The following is a 16,138-nucleotide window of genomic DNA, read 5'->3' as shown; positions in this document are numbered from 1 at the left end:
AAAAAGCTCGGCCGAAAGGCCGGGCTTTTTTTCGTTGCGCTCGCGGCCTTGTGTCACGTTTTCAAGGGCTTACCGAACTTCGTGTTGCGCAGGCCGGGCCTGAGCCCGATACTCGCTTGGCGATGCGGAAAAACGCGGATTCGAGGAAGGCCAGCCGCCCATGATGCGGCAATACGAGCTCGTCGAGCGGGTCAAGCGCTACAACCCCAACGCCGACGAGGCGTTGCTGAACCGCGCCTATGTGTACGCCATGAAGGCGCACGGCACGCAGAAGCGCGCCTCCGGCGACCCCTACATGTCGCATCCGCTCGAGGTCGCCGCCATCCTGACCGAGCTGCGGCTGGACGACGCCACCATCGTGGCCGCCGTGCTGCACGACACGATCGAGGACACGGAGGCGACGCGCGAAGAGATCGACCAGCTGTTCGGCCATGAGATCGGCGCGCTGGTGGACGGGCTCACCAAGATCAAGAAGCTCGACCTCGTCTCCAAGAAAGCCGCCCAGGCCGAAAACTTCCGCAAGCTCCTGCTCGCCATCGCGGACGACGTGCGGGTGCTGCTGGTGAAGCTCGCGGACCGCCTGCACAACATGCGGACGCTCCACTTCGTGCCGCCCGAGAAGCGCACGCGGATCGCCGAGGAGACGCTCGACATCTATGCGCCGCTCGCCGGGCGCATGGGCATGCAGGAGATGCGCGAGGAGCTGGAGGACCTCTCCTTCCGGCATTTCTCGCCCGACGCGCACGACATGATTGCGGCGCGCCTGGAGGAGCTGTCCCAGAAGAGCGGCGCGGTGATCGAGGAGATCGAGCGGGAGCTCACCGGCAAGCTTGGCGCCTTCGGGGCCAAGGCGGTCGTGAAGGGCCGGCGCAAGCGCGCCTACTCGATCTGGAAGAAGATGGAGCGCAAGTCCGTCTCGTTCGAGCAGCTCTCCGACATCTTCGGCTTCCGCATCATCGTGGCGGACGTGGCGGCCTGCTACGCGGCGCTCGGCATCGTCCACACGACCTGGCCGGGCGTGCCTGGGCGCTTCAAGGATTATATCTCGACGCCCAAGCAGAACGACTATCGCTCGCTGCACACCACCGTGGTGGGCCCGGGGCGCCAGCGCGTTGAGCTGCAGATCCGCACGGAGCAGATGGACCGGGTGGCCGAGCTCGGCATCGCCGCGCACTCGCTCTACAAGGACGGACGCGGCGGCGACCAGGCGGCGCTCGCCCGCGAAAGCCGCGCTTATGCGTGGCTGCGGCGTACGGTCGAGACGCTGGCCGAGGGCGACAGCCCGGAGGAATTCCTCGAGCACACCAAGCTCGAGCTGTTTCACGACCAGGTGTTCTGCTTCACCCCGAAGGGCCGCTTAATCGCGTTGCCGCGCGGCGCCACGCCGATCGACTTCGCGTATGCGGTGCATACCGACGTGGGCAATACGGCGGTGGGCTGCAAGGTGAACGGCCGCATCGTCCCGCTCCTGTCTGAGCTGCACAACGGCGACGAAGTCGAGATCGCGCGCGCGCCCGGACAGGCGCCGCCGGCCGCCTGGGAAAGCATCGTGGTCACCGGCAAGGCGCGCGCCGCCATCCGGCGCGCGACGCGGGCCGCGGTGCGCAAGCAATATGCGGGGCTCGGCCGGCAGATCGTCGAGCGCGCCTTCGAGCGCGGCAAAAAGCCGTTCTCGGAGGAGAAGCTGAAGGCCGCGCTGCCTCGGCTGGCTCGCACCTCGCTGGAGGACGTGCTGGCGGCCGTGGGACGCGGGGAGATTTTCTCGGGCGACGTCGTCAAGGCGGTGCACCCCGACTACAAGGAAGAGCGCGTAGCCGGGCCGGAGGCCGACCGCACCGAGGGCGGCTGGTTTGGCCTGAAGAAAGCCGAGGGCCTCGTGTTCAAGGTGCCGGGCGTCGAAAGCTCGGCCAAGCGCTCCATTCCGATCCGGGGGCTTAACGGCGACCTGCCGGTGCGCTTCGCGCCCAATGGCGGCGCCGTGCCGGGAGACCGCATTGTCGGCATCCTGGCGCCCGGGGAGGGGATCACGATTTACCCGATCCAGTCGCCCGCGCTGACGGCCTTCGACGACCAGCCCGACCGCTGGCTTGACGTGCGCTGGGACATCGACGAGACCGATCCGCAGCGCTTCCCGGCGCAGATCGAGATCACGGCCATCAACGAGCCGGGCACGCTAGCCCAGATCGCGCAGATCATTGGCGACAACGATGGCAACATCGACTCCATTTCGGTGAGCGGCAAGGGCGCATCCGACTTCCGCGACGTCGTGATCGACCTCGAGGTCTGGAACCTGAAGCATCTCAACGCCATCATGAACCAGCTCAAGGCCAAGCCGGTGGTGAGCGAGGTCCGGCGGGTGAACGGCTGAAGGCGGCGCTGCTCCTCGCCAGCCCGCTCCCCGTTTCAGGGTGAGGGGGCCGGTTGCGGCTTCGGCGCCGTCGCACGCCTTCCTCTTGCGTCTACCCCGCCCATCTGCGATGCGTCGGGACCGATGACGGGGTGCATGACGATGACCAAAGACGAGGTCCTGGCCGAGTTCCGAGACGCCGGCGCGTTGCTGGAAGGGCATTTCATTCTGTCGTCCGGCCTGCGCAGCCCCGTGTTCCTGCAAAAGATGTTCATCTTCCAGGATCCCGTGCGGACCGCACGGCTCTGCAAGGCGCTCGCCGAGAAGGCGACTGCCGCGTTCGGCAAGATCGACGTGGTGGTTTCCCCGGCCGTGGGCGGCATCGTGCCGGGCTACGAGACCGCGCGGCAGCTCGGCGCCAAGGCGATATTCGTGGAGCGAGAGGACGGCCGGTTCCAGCTCCGCCGCGGGTTCCAGATCCCTGAGGGCGCGCGTGTGCTGATGGTGGAGGACATCGTCACCACAGGGCTGTCGTCGCGCGAATGCATCGACGCCATCCGGCAACATCCCGGCACACTGGTGGGTGCGGCCTGCCTGATCGATCGTTCCAACGGCAAGGCCGAGATCGGCACGACGCTGGTGAGCCTGGCGCAGCTCGACATCCCGGCTTATCCGGCCGACGCGCTCCCGCCGGAACTCGCCGCCCTGCCGCCGGTGAAGCCCGGCAGCCGCGGCCTGGGAGCCTGACGCCATGGCGCTTCCTCCGCTCCGCCTGGGCGTCAACATTGACCATGTGGCGACGCTCCGCAACGCCCGGGGGGGACTTCGGCCGGACCCGGTGCGGGCGGCTCTGCAAGCCATTGCAGCGGGTGCGGATGGCATCACGGCGCATCTGCGCGAAGATCGGCGCCACATCCGCGACGAGGATATCCGCCGGTTGCGCGCCGAGATCTCGAAGCCGCTCAACTTCGAAATGGCGGCTACGGACGAGATGGTTTCAATCGCGCTGGCCGTGAAGCCGCATGCCGTCTGCCTCGTGCCCGAAAAGCGGACCGAGCGCACCACCGAGGGCGGCCTCGACATCGTCAAAGGCTACAACGAGCTTGCTCCCATCGTGCGCCGGCTTGGCGAAGCGGGCTGCAGGGTCAGCCTGTTCATCGAGGCCGACGAGGCGGCGATCCGCACGGCCGTCCGGCTTGGCGCGCCTGTGGTCGAGTTGCACACAGGCTCGTGGTGCGACGCAATCGAGCATGGCGAACTGGACCGGGCCGAAGGCGAGTTCGAGCGCCTGGCGCGGGGCGCCGCCCTTGGCGCGTCGTTGGGGTTGGAGATGCATGCCGGCCACGGGCTCGACTTCGACACTGCCGAGCGGCTCGCTTCGGTGCCTGAGTTCTTCGAATTCAACATCGGCCACTTCCTGATCGGCGAAGCCGTGTTCGTTGGTCTCGACGCCGCGATCGCGCGAATGCGGAGCGCCATGGCGGCGGGACGCGCGCGGGCATGATCATAGGCATCGGCTCGGACCTCTGCGACATCCGGCGGATCGAGCAGTCGCTCGAGCGCTTCAAGGACCGCTTCGTCCAGCGATGCTTCACGCCTATCGAGCAGCGCAAGGCCGACCGGCGCGCCGACAGGGCGGGCACCTACGCCAAGCGCTTCGCCGCCAAGGAGGCCTGCTCCAAGGCGCTGGGGACGGGCTTCAACCGCGGGGTTTTCATGCGCGACATGGGCGTCGTGAACCTGCCCTCAGGCGCGCCGACCCTGCATCTCACGGGCGGGGCGGCCGAGCGGCTGAAAGCCATTACGCCGGCCGGGCACGAGGCGGTCGTCCATCTCACGATGACGGATGAGCATCCGATGGCGCAGGCTTTCGTGGTGATCGAGGCCCGGCCTCTTCGGGTCTAGTCAGCCGCCGCCCGGGAATACGGCGGGATCCAGAAAGCGCAGCTCGACGCCGCCTTCCTCCAGGATGACGCGCGAGCGCTCGAAGGCGACGCCCCACACGGGATCGTCGTAGGCGGGAGCCAGCGTGTCCAGGCAGCGGAAACCGGACATCACGATCGCGCGGGCGCAATCGATGCAGGGAAAGAACGTCGAGGTGATGTGAGCGCCCTGCAGGGCGACGCCCCGGCGGGCGGCTTCCAGAATGGCGCTGCGCTCCGCATGCTCCATCCAGACAAAGCGGCCGTCTCCATCGTGGCGCTCGGGGAGGTCGCGCACGCCGGGCGGAAAGTCGTTGCAGCCGGCGATTTCCGTGCCGTCCGCGGCCACCACGATCGCGCCGACCTTGCGGACGCGATTGGGACTTCCCGCCGCGGCCGCGATCGCCTTAGCCCAGTTCGCTCCGACCTGCATGTCGCCTCCCAAAATGCGCCCGGCCAGATTAGCAGGCCGGGCGTGACGCGGAAGCGCTCAGGGTTCGGAGCTCATCCGAGCCAGGTGGGCGGCTCAGATTGTGGACTTCTCCTCGACTTTCGAGGTGAGGCGGCGCCAGCCATCCTGGACCTGTGCGGTGGCGGACTGGAAGCTGCGATGGGCGACGTCCCAGTTCACCATGTTCTGGCCGGGCTGGGCGCCGTTGTCGTGCACATAGGCCACGCCGACGGCGAGCATAAAACCGAAGATCATTCCAATCAGCGTACGCATCGCCAAAGGCTCCTTCGAGGGATGACGGTCTCGCAAGACCGACGTTCGCCCTCTCAATCCCGCTGTCGCGGTTGAGGTTCCAGAGGCGCCCCACGATGCGGGGCGCCTCTGGCGATCATTGCGCACTGGTCATTGCGCTGGCGCGTTCTGCCCGTTCAGCAGCGGCGTGATGCGCCGCAGCGTCACGCGCCGGTTCTCGCGCGAAGGCGCTTCGGTCTGCACCTTCAGGTACTGCTCGCCATAACCCTGCGTGGTCAGGTTCTCGGGCGGCACCGCGAAGTCCCGCGTCAGGATCGCGGCGATCGACTGGGCGCGGCGATCCGACAGCGAGAGGTTGTCGACGTCCGACCCGACCGCGTCCGTGTGGCCTTCGAGCAGGAACACCTCGGCGGGGTTCTGCTGGATGGCCTGCTTCACGGCCTGCGCCAATGCGCGGAGACGCCCGGTCTGGTCCGGCGGGACCTCCCATGAGCCCGTCTCGAAGTTGATCGTGTTGACGTCCACGCTGCGCATGCGGGCCCGCAGGTCCGGGCTGTAGCGCACCTCGTCCAGCGTGTAGCGACGCGGGATGGGGGCGACCGGCGGGGCCGCGATCGTCTCGTAGATGAGGCTCTCGTCGGCGTTGTCGGCGTCCACGATGTAGCGCTCGCGCGGGATGCGCAGTGGCGGCGGAGGCAGCACGACAACGTCCTCCTCGAAGGAGCGCGGCGCGGCGCGCCAGCCGTTGTCGATGATCACCACCTCACGGCCGCCCCGGTCCCGGCGGCTGCGCCGGATCAGGCGACCGCTGTCATCCGTGACGGTGACGATCTGCTCGCCGTCGCGCTCGTAGATGGTCACCTGCTCGCCGCCGCGTCGTTCGGTGCGGACGTCGCGCCCGCCAAGCTCGCGGAAGCGCTCGGTTTCGTCATGCCGCAGGAAGACGCGGTTGTCCTCGTCGCGGATGATCTGCCGACCGGGCTCCTGGATGACGGTGACGCCGTCCTGCACGGTTTCGCGACGGCGCTGGCGAACGTCCTCGAAGGAGCGCGCTCCTTCGGAGGCCATGTAGCCGCCCGCGAAGCCCGCGGCTGCGCCGACCGCGGCCGCTGCCGCGGGGCTCATGCCGCGGCGCTCCCGCTGCGGGGCGGCCGCCTGTCCGGGCTGGGGCGCGGGTGGAGCGCCGGGCGCGGCAAGCGGCTGCGGCGGCTGCCCTGCTGGGGCCTGCGCGCCGGGCGCACGCGGCGCGCCGGGTTGAGGCGTAGGCGGAACAGCCGTGGCGGGCGCGGCGCCCGGAGCCGTGGGGCGCAAGCCCTGCGGAGCCGGAGGAACGCCCGGCTGCGCGGCCGGAGGCGCGACCTGTCCGGCCGGCGGCGTGGCTTGGCCCGTGGGCGGTACAGGTTGGCCTGCGGGAGGAGCCGGCTGTCGCAGCCCCGGCGGGAGCGGCGGTACGCCGGGCTGGCGAGGCGGTTCGGCCTGCCGCGGCGCGGGCGGCGTTCCGGGCGTCGCCGATGCGGGCGGCGGGGGAGGGGTCGCCGGGCGCACGCCGGGCGCGGGCGCGTCGGCACCCGGCGTCGGGCGCTGACCCTGCGGGATGGCGCCAGGAGCGGGCGGGGGCGGCGTGCGCGGTTGGGCCGTGGGGGCCGGCGGGATCGCGCCCGGGCGCGGCGGCTCGGCCTTGGGAGCCGTCGGTTCCGGCCGCGGCGGCTGCGGTTCGGCGCGGGGCACAGGCGGGGCCGCGCGCGGCGCTTCCGCGGGCGCAGCCGGACGAACGTTCGGAACGCGTTCCGGCGCTGCGCGCCCGGGCTCCGGCCGAGGAGCGGCGCGGGGCGCGGACGGCTCGGGCGCGCGTTGCGGTTCGGAGCGGGGCGCAACCGGACGCGGCGCTTCCACGGCGGGAGGCCGCGGGGCGGCCGGAGGTGGAGCAGCGCGGGGCGCTTCGGCGGCCGGCGGACGGGGCGCTGCCGGGGAAGGAGCCGCGCGCGGCGGAGACGGCGGGGGCGCCGAAGGACGCCCGGGCGCCTCCTCGGAACGGCCGGGCGGCCTTCCGGGTGGGGGCTTGCGCGGGTCCGGCGTCGCCGGCTCGGCTTGGGCTACGACCATCCGCGGCTCTGTTTGAGCGTGGACGAGGACAGGCTGGCCGGCGAGAAGGGCGGGCGCCATGACGCCGGCGAGCAGAAGGTCTCTTGTCTTTGTCATGCTCTCGATTTTTCGTTGGCGGGCCCGCAGTCTTTTCAAACAGCGAGACGCGCGTGTGGCCGCTCTGCGGCTTCGATGAGGCGACGGGCCAGCCTGTTCTTCAGACGCCGACGGTGAGCATGGCCGCAGCCACTCCGCTGGCGAGGTACATCAGAATGGAGACTTCGATCGTACGCCTCACGAGTCTACGCAGGCGCATCGCGGTAAGTTCCGTCATGCGAGCCTCCTGGGCTTTGCAGTGACCGATCCCCCTACCCATTTTGATGATAGTCCGCTTCGGGCGAAATCCGCGTGCGCGCCGTCACACTCGTCCGCGATGACTAGTGCAGCGCAACGGTCGTAGCCCGGAACGACGAATTCTCCAGAGAGACACAGGACTAGGGCTCTCCCACGATACTCGCGAAGGTTGCATTAAGGGATCATCGCTAGCGTGAACCGGAGGCTTAGGCGTCGGGCCTGCCTCCCGGGTTGGCAATGTCGCGTCCTCATCACATCTGGCTGACTTGCCTGGGCCTCCTGGTCCTGATCTGTGCGTCGATCGCCGCGCACGTATTCGAGTTCTCGCGTCTGGCTGTCAGCGACGCCGAGGCTTATGCGACCAACGTGGCGACGGCGGCCTCGGCCGGCATCGAGCAGATTTTCAGCAACGTCGACAGCAACATCAAGGTCACCCGGAATATCCTCACCGAAATCCGCGACCTCGACGCCTTTGCGTATAAGTTCTCGCGATACGTCCATCCTGAGCGCCACACGATCCAGATCGCCGTTCTCGACCGCAGCGGCATGCTGGTGTTTTCGTCCATGTCGGCCGTGAAAAGCCCGACGGACCTGAGCGATCGCTCATATTTCCAGTTCCACGCCAACCTCTCCGACGACGTGCTGTTTGTCGGCTCGCCGGTTGCGGGCCGTCGGGACGTCTGGAACGGGGCGTGGTTCATCCCGGTGAGCCGCCGGATCACCAACCCGGACGGCAGCTTCGGCGGCGTGATCGTGGCGACGCTGGATCCCTATTACTTCGCCAAGGCGTTCGACGAAATCGACATCGGCGAAGATGGCGCTCTGACGATGATCTCCGAGTACGGCGCGGTGGTGTCGCGGCGTGGGCTGACCAAGGATACCATCGGCAAGTCCATGGCCGGCTCGCATCTGCTCGCGCTCGCGCGCTCGAAACCGCTCGGCCTGCTCGACGGAGTTGATGAAATCGACGGCAAGCGGCGGCTTACAGCCTATCGGGCGCTGGGTACGTCGGGGCTCATGCTCGCTGTTGGCCTCTCGCATGAGCGCGCGTTCGGCGCCGCAGAACGTCAGGCCGGCCTCGGCGTGGTCGGCGCGTTGGCGAGCGGCGCGATCGTGATTGGTCTGGGGGCCGCCTTCGCGCGCAGCCGAAGGCGTCTGGATCGCAACCAAGCGCTGCTCGAACAGGCGTCCGCCTCCAACCAGGCCAAGGACGCCGAGCTCAGCGCACTTCAAATCGAAGAAAGCCGCCTCCGGCGCGAGCTCGACCTCGCCCGCGGCCTGGAAGCTTTCGAGAACACAGTGCACATCACCGCCATGCAGATTTCAGCGTCCATCGATCAACTTGGCGGCGCCTCTGCGGCCCTTTCGAACCGCGCTGGCGAAACGCGGCAGCATGCGGCTGACGTGCTCGGCGTCGCCGAACGGGCGTTGTCGCGCACCGAGCAGGTGGTGGAGATGGCGAGCGAACTCGTCGCCCTGAGCGAGCGGATCAACGACAGCGCCGCCGCAACGTCGGGGCTCGCGGATCGCTCGGTGGAAGGAGCGCGGGAAACCGACACCGTCGTTCAGGCGCTGGATGCGGCGGCGGCCGAGATCGATTTCGTGGCGAGCTTCATCGCCGGCGTGGCGCGGCAGACGAACCTGCTCGCGCTGAACGCCACCATCGAGGCGGCGCGGGCCGGCGAACGCGGCCGCGGGTTTGCGGTGGTGGCCAGCGAAGTGAAGGCGCTCGCGGAGCAGACCGGTCAGGCGGCGCAGAAAATCGCCGTTCAGACCCAGGCCATCAAGGAAGCCGGCGGGCGCACCGCGCATGTGGTGCGCGACATCGCGCAGAGCATCCACGATGTCGCCGCCATCAGCCGCACGGTCGCATCGGCCACGGGCGAGCAGGCCAAATACTCGGCCGCAATCGAACGGTCGATCGCGAAGGTGCAGGGCGAGAACGAAGGGCTGGCGCTCGCGGCCGAGCGGCTGAACGGCGCGACCGCCGAAGCCGAAGCCGTGGTCGCCGACGTGGTGGAATTGGCGAGCTCACTGCGGTTGCACGCCAGCACGCTGACGGCGCAGAGCGAAACCGTTTCGATGGGGCTTCTCAGAGCACAGAGGCAACAAAGCCAAGGGTAAGGGTTGATCCAAGAACCGCCCGACGCGGGTTCGTGCGTCGGGCGTGTCTCATCACATCGAGCGATGCATCTTCCGGTGCATTCTCTTGTGCTTCATCTTGCTGCGCGAATTCATCATCGGCCGGCGCGCGCCGGTCTGCATGTTCATGCCGGTATGATTCATGGCGCCGGCGCTGCCTTGCATCATGCTGCGTGAGCCCGGCTGGCCGGGGGTCGACGATGTAGCGGACTGGGCCTGCGCCAGTGCGGGAAGAGCGGCGAGCATGCCGACGGCGAGAAGCGCTGCTTTGATCACGAGTATCTCCCTCAAACGACTTCAACGCGCTTCAATGCGCCGGATGAGGGGCAGTTCCGGTCTTTTACATGACTCAGCCGTAGTGTGAGAATTTGCCGCAGGACGGCGATCAAGCCGGCGCCATTCCGAATCCGTAGTCGCCCACGGACTCCCATGGCCCTCCGAGATACCGCCAGAGTTGTAGTCCTTCAATTTCGAACTCGAAGGGCTGGAAGGTCGCGCACAGGGCGTCAAAGGTTTTGCGGGCCTTCTCGGCCTGGGCCTTGTTTTGCAACGTGACGTGCGGGCGATGGGCGCGCATGTCCTGCGGCGTCAGCACGGTGCGCCATCGCGCGGCAAGGCGCTCGCGCAAGTCCGACAAAGCCGGCGTCACGATGGCGACCTGAACGCCTTGGCCGGTGAAACGCAGATGCGTGGCGCTCGCCGGCATCGGGTCGAGGCGCCAACTCTCTTCTGCAAGCTCATCCTCAATGTCGGCGACCTGGTCGCCCGGCAGATGATGAAACAACGTGAGGTGGGCCGGCACCTGGTTCCGGTCAGGCGGGAAGTAGGCCCGCCGGCGCGCTTCGAACCATTGCTGCGCACCGCCCGACATCCGCGCCGTCAGGATCAAGGGAGGCGGGCCTTTCCGGGCCGCCTCCGTGCTGGTGGTCTGCTCCTGCATGTTGGCTGATCGCAGATCTGCTCCCGAAGGGTAGCCCTTAATCCGGCTGAAAATCCAGCGCGACGCCGTTCATGCAATACCGCAGGCCGCTCGGCGGCGGGCCGTCAGGAAAGACATGGCCGAGATGTCCGCCGCACTGGCTGCAATGCACTTCGGTGCGCAACATTCCGTAGCTGCGATCTTCCGTGGTCTCGACGGCGCCTGGCAAGGGCGTGTTGAAGCTCGGCCAGCCGGTGCCGCTCTCGAACTTGGTGTCGTTTTTGAACAGCGGGGTTCCGCATCCCGCGCAGGAGAACGTGCCGCGGCGCTTTTCAGTGAGTAGCGCGCAGCTGCCGGGCCGTTCGGTCCCGTGCCCGCGTAACACCGCGTACTGCTCCGGGCTCAGGATGCGCCGCCACTCTTCGTCCGTTTTGGTGATCGGATAGGCGTGCGTCGTGGCAGCAGCCATAGATGCCTCCTTGTTTGAACTGGTTGAGGACGAATATAGGCGCTGAACAGGCGACCGACAGGGGGTCCAAGCTCAAGCTAAGCCGCTAAGACTAGCGCTGTTTTTCAGCAGTGAGATGACAACAAAGGCATCCCGCCTAGCGTCTGTGCAGCGTAGAAAGAACCTTTTCGCACTTGCGAAAAAAGATATCGGCAAGGTGGAACAAACGTGTCTTACTGCGAGTTGTGCCATCATCTCAGTCCGCGCGCCGCAATTTGGGCTCGCCCATTCCAGATGTGAAGAATGCGTGAACGTATATTGTTCGTCACGCCGGAGTTCGCTGGGTTTGCCAAGGCTGGCGGACTGGGCGAGATTTCGGCTGCCTTGCCGCGCGCGCTACGACGCCACGTGGACGTGCGTATTCTGATCCCGGGCTATCGCGAGCTCGTCGAAGCCGCGGGGCCCATGGCCGTCGTGAGCCACTTGCCGTCCCGGGGCGCGATCCCGGCCTGTTCGATCGGGAAGACCCAGACGGCCGATGGGCTGCCAGTCTACGTCCTTCTTTGCCCCGAACTTTACGACCGCGCGGGCTCGCCCTATGGCGACCAGCACGGCGTCGACTGGGTCGACAACGATATCCGCTTCGCCCGGCTCAGCCTTGCAGCCGCCGAGATTGCCGGCGCCTATCCGGTGGAGGGTTGGCGGCCCGATCTTCTTCACGTTCACGACTGGCCGGCCGCGCTGGCGCCCGCCTACCTCGCGTGGAACAAGAGCGCGACGCCGTGCATCCTCACGGTTCACAATCTCGCGCATCAGGGATTGTTCCCGGCCGAGCGCATGGATCGGCTCGGGATTCCGTCCCAGGCCTATTCGATCGACGGCGTCGAGTTTCACGGCAAGGTCTCGTTCCTGAAGGCCGGCTTGTATTACGCCAACCACATCACCACGGTCAGCGAGACATACGCGCACGAGATCACGACGCGCGAGCATGGCTGCGGACTGGAAGGGCTGCTCCGCGACCGCTCGCGCGAGGGACGCCTCACCGGCATCCTGAACGGCATCGACGAGAGCTGGGACCCCTACACGGATCCGCATCTTGCAGCTCCGTTCGCGGCCGGGCGCTGGCGCGGCAAAGCCAAGAACGCCGACAGCGTCCGCAAGGCGTTCGGCCTCGCGGTGTCGCGCGGTCCGCTGTTTGCCGTGGTGTCCCGGCTTGTGCCGCAGAAAGGCGTCGACCTCACCATCGAGGCCGCGGAGTCCATCGTTCGTCATGGCGGTCAGATCGTCGTAACGGGCCGGGGCGAAGCGCATTTCGAAAAAGCGTTGACGGCCTTGTCCGCCCGGCATCCCGGCCATGTCGGGATCTCCATCGGTTTCGAGGAGAAGCTGGCCCGGCGCATCTATGCGGGAAGCGACTTCCTGCTGATGCCATCGCGCTTCGAGCCGTGCGGCTTGAGCCAAATGTACGCCCAGCGGTTCGGCTCGCTGCCGGTCGCGCGGGCGACGGGTGGTCTGGCCGAAACGATCGAGGATGGCGAGACCGGATTCCTGTTCGAGACATCGAGCCTGGGCAGCTTCCTGGGCGCTGTCTACCGCGCCTTCGACGCGTACCGGTCTCGCGCAAGGCTGGCGGAGATGCGCCGCGCCGCCATGGCGTGCGACCGGAGCTGGGCGAACCCCGCCCAGGGGTACGCCCGGCTGTTCGGGCAGGCGCTCAACCTCTCCAAGGAAGCCGCCGCCTGAAGGCGCCGCGCATGTCGCGGGCCTAGGCCCGGAGGGTTAACCCGTATGCGCCCTTGATCGCGAGGGCGTCCGCGAAGATCGTGCGCCAACAAAAAGACCGGGTGGAGAAGGGCGGGAGCGGGCGCCAGCCGCCGTTCCAGGGAAGCGAATGAAAGCAAACGCCATCTTTCTGTGCGCGACCGCGGCGCTTGCCCTGGCCTCATACCCAACCTTCGCCCAGACCGTTTTTCCTCCGCCTCAGGGCGGCGTCTGCGATGCTGCCTGCCGCGCAGGGCTCGGTCTCGACCCTGCGGCCGCGCCGGATCCCGACGGGTCCGGCGGATTGGGCGTCGCGCCCCCGCCTCCCACGCCGACCGGCACGAAGCAAAAGCCGGCTCCCCGCCGCAAACCGGTGGCCGCCCGCGAGGCGCGTCCGCGACAGTCTCGCCCGATCGATCCTTCGAAAGCGGCCGAGCAGGTTGCGCCAGACCCGGTCTTCGAGGATGCCGCTCCCATCGCCCAAGAGCCGCGGATTCCCGCTCAGCCTCTCGCGCCATCGCGCCCGCGCCTCCAGCCAGCGCCGCCGAAAGCCCCCGCGCCGCGGCGTGTGGCCGAGCCCCCGCGTCCGCCAGAACCGCCGCGCGCCCCGGCCGCTGTTCCAGCTCCGCCCACGATCACTTCATCCACCCATCCCAAAGTCACGCCCGCTGAGACCGGCGTGGAAGCGGGCGGTCCGCTGGCGGCCTACGTTCTGGTGCGGTCCGATGTGGCCGGGTTGGCGCAGCTGCAGGGCCGTCGCATCGGGGTGACGCCGCTGGGCGATCGGGCCGCCCAGCATGCCGATGCGGCCCTGCGCAGCGCGCACCTGGAAGGCATGACCCAGCCTGTGAGCGATGCCGACGCGATGAAGCGGCTGATCGGCGGCGACCTGGAAGCCGTGGTGGTCGATATCGACCGGCCGCCGGACGGCCTCAGCGACCTGCCGGTGGAGCGGTATCGGATGATCCCGATCTTTGCGCCCGGGCTGTAGCGGCTCACGCCGCGCGGGACAGCACCATGCAGTCCAGCACCGCGCCATAATGACAGGCCGCGGCGGCCAGCACGAAGGCGTGCCAGATCGCGTTCTGGAACCGCAGGCTTTCCCAAACGTGGAAAATCACCCCGAACGTGTAGAGCAGCCCGCCTGCGCTGAGCAGCCAGAGGCTCGTGCTCGGGAGCGCCATGGCGAGCGGCTCGAATGCGAGCACGATGCTCCAGCCTAGCGCCAGGTACAGCAAGATCGACAGGCGGTCGAAACGCCCGGGATAAAACACCTTCAGGGCGGCGCCGCCGAGCGCGCCGGTCCAGACGATCGCCGAGAGCGCCGCCGCCCAAGGGCTCGCCTTGAGGGCCGCCATGAAAGGCGTGTAGGTGCCGGCGATCATCAGGTAGATCGTGGAATGGTCGGCGCGCCTCAACAGCCATTTCAGGCGGGATGGCGGCGTCATGTTGTAGGCGGCCGAACAGGCCAACATGGCGACGAGGGCGGTCGCGTAGACCGCCACGGAGGTGATCTCCAGCGGCTCTGCCGGCCCAATGGCGAGAACCACCAGGAACACGGCCGCGATAACCCCCGCCGCGACGCCCAGGACGTGCACGCACCCGTCCGCCACCAGTTCGGCGGAGTCGTACACGCGCGTCATATGCGCAGGTCTGCCGTCCATGCCGCCCCCTTCGCGAAGTCGTTCGCAGTTGAACGATGATCCAACGCTCGGACGAGATTGTGGATCCAGCATGACGCGCATTCGAGATGATCAAATGGGATCGAGCGCAGTCACAAAGCAGAAAGCTTATACGACTGAAGGCTGACGCCGCTGAGCGCTGGCGCTCAGAGCCGATTCGACTCAGGCTTTTCAGAAAGTCTATACTCCCGGCAGTGAAGCGCGCTTCAATTCACAGAAAAACAACAGGATCGAAAGTGCGAGCGTATCTGATCGGGACCAAGCGGGTCGAAGTCTACGAGGCTGCGGAGTTGCGGCCGGACGACTCGGTGGCGGTGGAAATCAACGGTGACGTCCTGTGCTACGTCGCGCCTCTGGACGCCTGGGACGCGGAACGTTGCATGACGGAGGCGGCGCAGCGCCATCTCCGGCTCAAGATGATGCACCGCGCCAACGATGGCAGCTTGCGGTTTCCGAAGGTCAGTCTGCTGGAAAAGAAGAGTTCGGCCGGGCTCGAGCAGGTCTTCCGCCTAAGCCTGCTCAAGCGTGCGCCCCGCCGCAAGGCCGCCGCGCCCGCAGCCTGAGCTCAAATCTCGCTCTCGGCCGGCCTGGCCTGGCTGGCGCGCCCAGGACGATAGAACCAGTGCCCCTCCGTCTCGATCCGGGCCACGATGGCAGGGTCGATCTCGGTTTCCTGCACCTCTTTCACGAGACGCCATTCGCCCGCCGGCAGCGTGGCCGCGCGTGGGTCCCGGCACACCGCCAAGGAAAATTCCTGGTTCGTGAAAAGATAGAGTGACATGGGTTGGTCCGCCTCGCCGCCGCGCACAGGTAATGCAATGCGGCGCGACGGGTTGCGCTGGCGGAACGAAAGCTCATCGCGCGGCTTCCCGGGTTATGACCATCTTCTTCACCAGCGACACGCATTTCGGCGACCCACGCGTGCTTCGGATCGACCGCCGGCCATACGGATCGGTCGACGAGCATGACGAGGCGCTCGTCGCACGATGGAACGCCGTGGTGGGACCAGGGGACACGATCTGGCATCTCGGCGACTTCGCCTTCGCCAAGCCGCCGGGCCGGGCGCAAGCCATGCTGGCGCGTCTCGCCGGCGAGAAGCACCTCATCATCGGCAACAATGACGGCCCAGACACCGTGCGGGCGACCGGGTGGGCGAGCGTCCAGCACTACGCCGAGATGACCGTCGACGGCGTCGAGCTCGTGCTCTGCCACTATCCGTTCCGCACGTGGAACCACATGGGCCGGGGCGTTGTGGACCTGCACGGCCACAGCCATGGCAAGCTGACCCCGATGCCGCGCCAGTACGACGTGGGCGTCGATCCCCAGGATTTCCGGCCCGTCACGCTGGCCGAAATCAAAGCGTCGCGCCGCAGCCGGGGAGGGCGCGCGGCTGCCCCCGCAGGCGCCAAGGCAGCGCGGCGGAAGCGCTTGCCGACAAACGCCGATTCGCCTTGAGCGACTACGCGCTCAATACGGCCCAACACCGCCCGCAAGCGCTTGACACCCCCGCCCCCGCATCCTATTACCCGCCTCGCCTTGCGGGGGCGAATCGACCGAACCCCGCACGCCAAACGGCGCCGGGGCGGAGTAGCTCAGCTGGTTAGAGCAGAGGAATCATAATCCTTGTGTCGGGGGTTCGAGTCCCTCCTCCGCTACCATCCCATTTGCCTCTTGGCTTTTCGCCGATCGTCAGGCGCTCCGGCCCTTTTAGCATTTCATTCGTCAGCGTTGCTTTAGGCTTGTGTGGACCTGTGCCTGAAAGGCGCCGGGCATCACGT

17 protein-coding genes and 1 tRNA gene are annotated in these 16,138 nt (G+C 67.6%); 10 read left to right on the top strand and 8 right to left on the bottom strand.

The features are described 5' to 3' along the window. Window positions 1-160: 160 nt before the first annotated feature. The 4 genes from IEV99_RS14215 to acpS all read left to right on the top strand — a co-directional run bounded on the left by IEV99_RS14215 (window position 161) and on the right by acpS (window position 4,252). Complete coding sequence (locus tag IEV99_RS14215) at window positions 161-2,368, top strand: RelA/SpoT family protein (RefSeq protein ID WP_188518420.1); 2,208 nt, start codon at window positions 161-163, stop codon at window positions 2,366-2,368. A 141-nt stretch (window positions 2,369-2,509) separates the two neighbouring features. Further along, complete coding sequence (pyrE, locus tag IEV99_RS14210) at window positions 2,510-3,094, top strand: orotate phosphoribosyltransferase (RefSeq protein ID WP_188519671.1); 585 nt, start codon at window positions 2,510-2,512, stop codon at window positions 3,092-3,094. A gap of 4 nt (window positions 3,095-3,098) precedes the next feature. Further along, a complete protein-coding gene (locus IEV99_RS14205) occupies window positions 3,099-3,851 on the top strand; it encodes a pyridoxine 5'-phosphate synthase (protein ID WP_188518419.1) in 753 nt (250 codons plus the stop codon). Continuing rightward, a complete protein-coding gene (gene acpS / locus IEV99_RS14200; protein WP_188518418.1) occupies window positions 3,848-4,252 on the top strand; it encodes a holo-ACP synthase in 405 nt (134 codons plus the stop codon). Before IEV99_RS14205 ends, acpS begins: the two co-directional genes overlap by 4 nt. On the opposite strand, the gene IEV99_RS14195 is transcribed toward acpS, so the two are convergent. The 3 genes from IEV99_RS14195 to IEV99_RS23770 form a co-directional block, all read right to left on the bottom strand. Beyond that, a complete protein-coding gene (locus IEV99_RS14195; protein ID WP_188518417.1) occupies window positions 4,253-4,702 on the bottom strand; it encodes a deoxycytidylate deaminase in 450 nt (149 codons plus the stop codon). Between the two features lie 93 nt (window positions 4,703-4,795). Further along, window positions 4,796-4,993, bottom strand: a complete 198-nt coding sequence (locus IEV99_RS14190; protein ID WP_188518416.1) for a hypothetical protein — start codon at window positions 4,991-4,993, stop codon at window positions 4,796-4,798. Between the two features lie 129 nt (window positions 4,994-5,122). After that, complete coding sequence (locus IEV99_RS23770; RefSeq protein WP_244643967.1) at window positions 5,123-6,097, bottom strand: OmpA family protein; 975 nt, start codon at window positions 6,095-6,097, stop codon at window positions 5,123-5,125. 1,548 nt (window positions 6,098-7,645) lie between these two features. Between IEV99_RS23770 and IEV99_RS14180 the strand changes: the two genes are divergently transcribed. Further along, a complete protein-coding gene (locus IEV99_RS14180) occupies window positions 7,646-9,532 on the top strand; it encodes a methyl-accepting chemotaxis protein (RefSeq protein WP_188518414.1) in 1,887 nt (628 codons plus the stop codon). A gap of 51 nt (window positions 9,533-9,583) precedes the next feature. On the opposite strand, the gene IEV99_RS14175 is transcribed toward IEV99_RS14180, so the two are convergent. The 3 genes from IEV99_RS14175 to msrB all read right to left on the bottom strand — a co-directional run bounded on the left by IEV99_RS14175 (window position 9,584) and on the right by msrB (window position 10,938). Next, entirely contained in the window at window positions 9,584-9,826 is a 243-nt protein-coding gene (locus tag IEV99_RS14175) for a hypothetical protein (RefSeq protein ID WP_188518413.1), read from the bottom strand. Between the two features lie 109 nt (window positions 9,827-9,935). Further along, window positions 9,936-10,490, bottom strand: a complete 555-nt coding sequence (locus tag IEV99_RS14170; protein WP_210318663.1) for a 2'-5' RNA ligase family protein — start codon at window positions 10,488-10,490, stop codon at window positions 9,936-9,938. A gap of 37 nt (window positions 10,491-10,527) precedes the next feature. Continuing rightward, entirely contained in the window at window positions 10,528-10,938 is a 411-nt protein-coding gene (msrB, locus tag IEV99_RS14165) for a peptide-methionine (R)-S-oxide reductase MsrB (protein ID WP_188518411.1), read from the bottom strand. Window positions 10,939-11,220: 282 nt separating this feature from the next. Between msrB and glgA the strand changes: the two genes are divergently transcribed. Continuing rightward, a complete protein-coding gene (gene glgA, locus IEV99_RS14160) occupies window positions 11,221-12,660 on the top strand; it encodes a glycogen synthase GlgA (protein WP_188518410.1) in 1,440 nt (479 codons plus the stop codon). 697 nt (window positions 12,661-13,357) lie between these two features. Next, window positions 13,358-13,669 carry a transporter substrate-binding domain-containing protein gene (locus tag IEV99_RS14155; RefSeq protein ID WP_188518409.1) on the top strand — a complete coding sequence of 104 codons (312 nt, stop codon included), beginning with the start codon at window positions 13,358-13,360 and terminating at the stop codon, window positions 13,667-13,669. A 4-nt stretch (window positions 13,670-13,673) separates the two neighbouring features. Here the strand turns inward: IEV99_RS14155 and trhA are convergent, their stop codons facing one another. Beyond that, a complete protein-coding gene (gene trhA, locus IEV99_RS14150) occupies window positions 13,674-14,342 on the bottom strand; it encodes a PAQR family membrane homeostasis protein TrhA (RefSeq protein WP_188518408.1) in 669 nt (222 codons plus the stop codon). Window positions 14,343-14,596: 254 nt separating this feature from the next. Between trhA and IEV99_RS14145 the strand changes: the two genes are divergently transcribed. Beyond that, window positions 14,597-14,923, top strand: a complete 327-nt coding sequence (locus tag IEV99_RS14145) for a hypothetical protein (RefSeq protein WP_188518407.1) — start codon at window positions 14,597-14,599, stop codon at window positions 14,921-14,923. A 2-nt stretch (window positions 14,924-14,925) separates the two neighbouring features. Here IEV99_RS14145 and IEV99_RS14140 read toward each other — a convergent pair whose 3' ends face one another. Then, on the bottom strand, window positions 14,926-15,141 hold the full coding sequence (locus IEV99_RS14140) for a hypothetical protein (RefSeq protein WP_188518406.1): 216 nt from the start codon (window positions 15,139-15,141) through the stop codon (window positions 14,926-14,928). Window positions 15,142-15,236: 95 nt separating this feature from the next. Here IEV99_RS14140 and IEV99_RS14135 point away from each other — a divergent pair, with 95 nt between their 5' ends. Continuing rightward, on the top strand, window positions 15,237-15,815 hold the full coding sequence (locus IEV99_RS14135; RefSeq protein WP_188518405.1) for a metallophosphoesterase family protein: 579 nt from the start codon (window positions 15,237-15,239) through the stop codon (window positions 15,813-15,815). 126 nt (window positions 15,816-15,941) lie between these two features. After that, window positions 15,942-16,018, top strand: a tRNA-Met gene (locus IEV99_RS14130). Window positions 16,019-16,138: the final 120 nt, after the last annotated feature.

The sequence above is a fragment of the Alsobacter metallidurans genome (genome assembly GCF_014636935.1).
In the GTDB taxonomy this organism is placed as follows: domain Bacteria; phylum Pseudomonadota; class Alphaproteobacteria; order Rhizobiales; family Beijerinckiaceae; genus Alsobacter; species Alsobacter metallidurans.
This window is presented reverse-complemented; position numbering and strand designations above follow the sequence as displayed.

What these genes read in the sequence shown, in the direction of transcription:
- IEV99_RS14215 (WP_188518420.1), top strand. Translation starts at nt 161, where the DNA reads ATGATGCGGCAATACGAGCTCGTCGAGCGGGTCAAGCGCTACAACCCC.
- pyrE (WP_188519671.1), top strand. Translation starts at nt 2,510, where the DNA reads ATGACCAAAGACGAGGTCCTGGCCGAGTTCCGAGACGCCGGCGCGTTG.
- IEV99_RS14205 (WP_188518419.1), top strand. Translation starts at nt 3,099, where the DNA reads ATGGCGCTTCCTCCGCTCCGCCTGGGCGTCAACATTGACCATGTGGCG.
- acpS (WP_188518418.1), top strand. Translation starts at nt 3,848, where the DNA reads ATGATCATAGGCATCGGCTCGGACCTCTGCGACATCCGGCGGATCGAG.
- IEV99_RS14195 (WP_188518417.1), bottom strand. Translation starts at nt 4,702, where the DNA reads ATGCAGGTCGGAGCGAACTGGGCTAAGGCGATCGCGGCCGCGGCGGGA.
- IEV99_RS14190 (WP_188518416.1), bottom strand. Translation starts at nt 4,993, where the DNA reads ATGCGTACGCTGATTGGAATGATCTTCGGTTTTATGCTCGCCGTCGGC.
- IEV99_RS23770 (WP_244643967.1), bottom strand. Translation starts at nt 6,097, where the DNA reads ATGAGCCCCGCGGCAGCGGCCGCGGTCGGCGCAGCCGCGGGCTTCGCG.
- IEV99_RS14180 (WP_188518414.1), top strand. Translation starts at nt 7,646, where the DNA reads ATGTCGCGTCCTCATCACATCTGGCTGACTTGCCTGGGCCTCCTGGTC.
- IEV99_RS14170 (WP_210318663.1), bottom strand. Translation starts at nt 10,490, where the DNA reads ATGCAGGAGCAGACCACCAGCACGGAGGCGGCCCGGAAAGGCCCGCCT.
- msrB (WP_188518411.1), bottom strand. Translation starts at nt 10,938, where the DNA reads ATGGCTGCTGCCACGACGCACGCCTATCCGATCACCAAAACGGACGAA.
- glgA (WP_188518410.1), top strand. Translation starts at nt 11,221, where the DNA reads ATGCGTGAACGTATATTGTTCGTCACGCCGGAGTTCGCTGGGTTTGCC.
- trhA (WP_188518408.1), bottom strand. Translation starts at nt 14,342, where the DNA reads ATGGACGGCAGACCTGCGCATATGACGCGCGTGTACGACTCCGCCGAA.
- IEV99_RS14140 (WP_188518406.1), bottom strand. Translation starts at nt 15,141, where the DNA reads ATGTCACTCTATCTTTTCACGAACCAGGAATTTTCCTTGGCGGTGTGC.
- IEV99_RS14135 (WP_188518405.1), top strand. Translation starts at nt 15,237, where the DNA reads ATGACCATCTTCTTCACCAGCGACACGCATTTCGGCGACCCACGCGTG.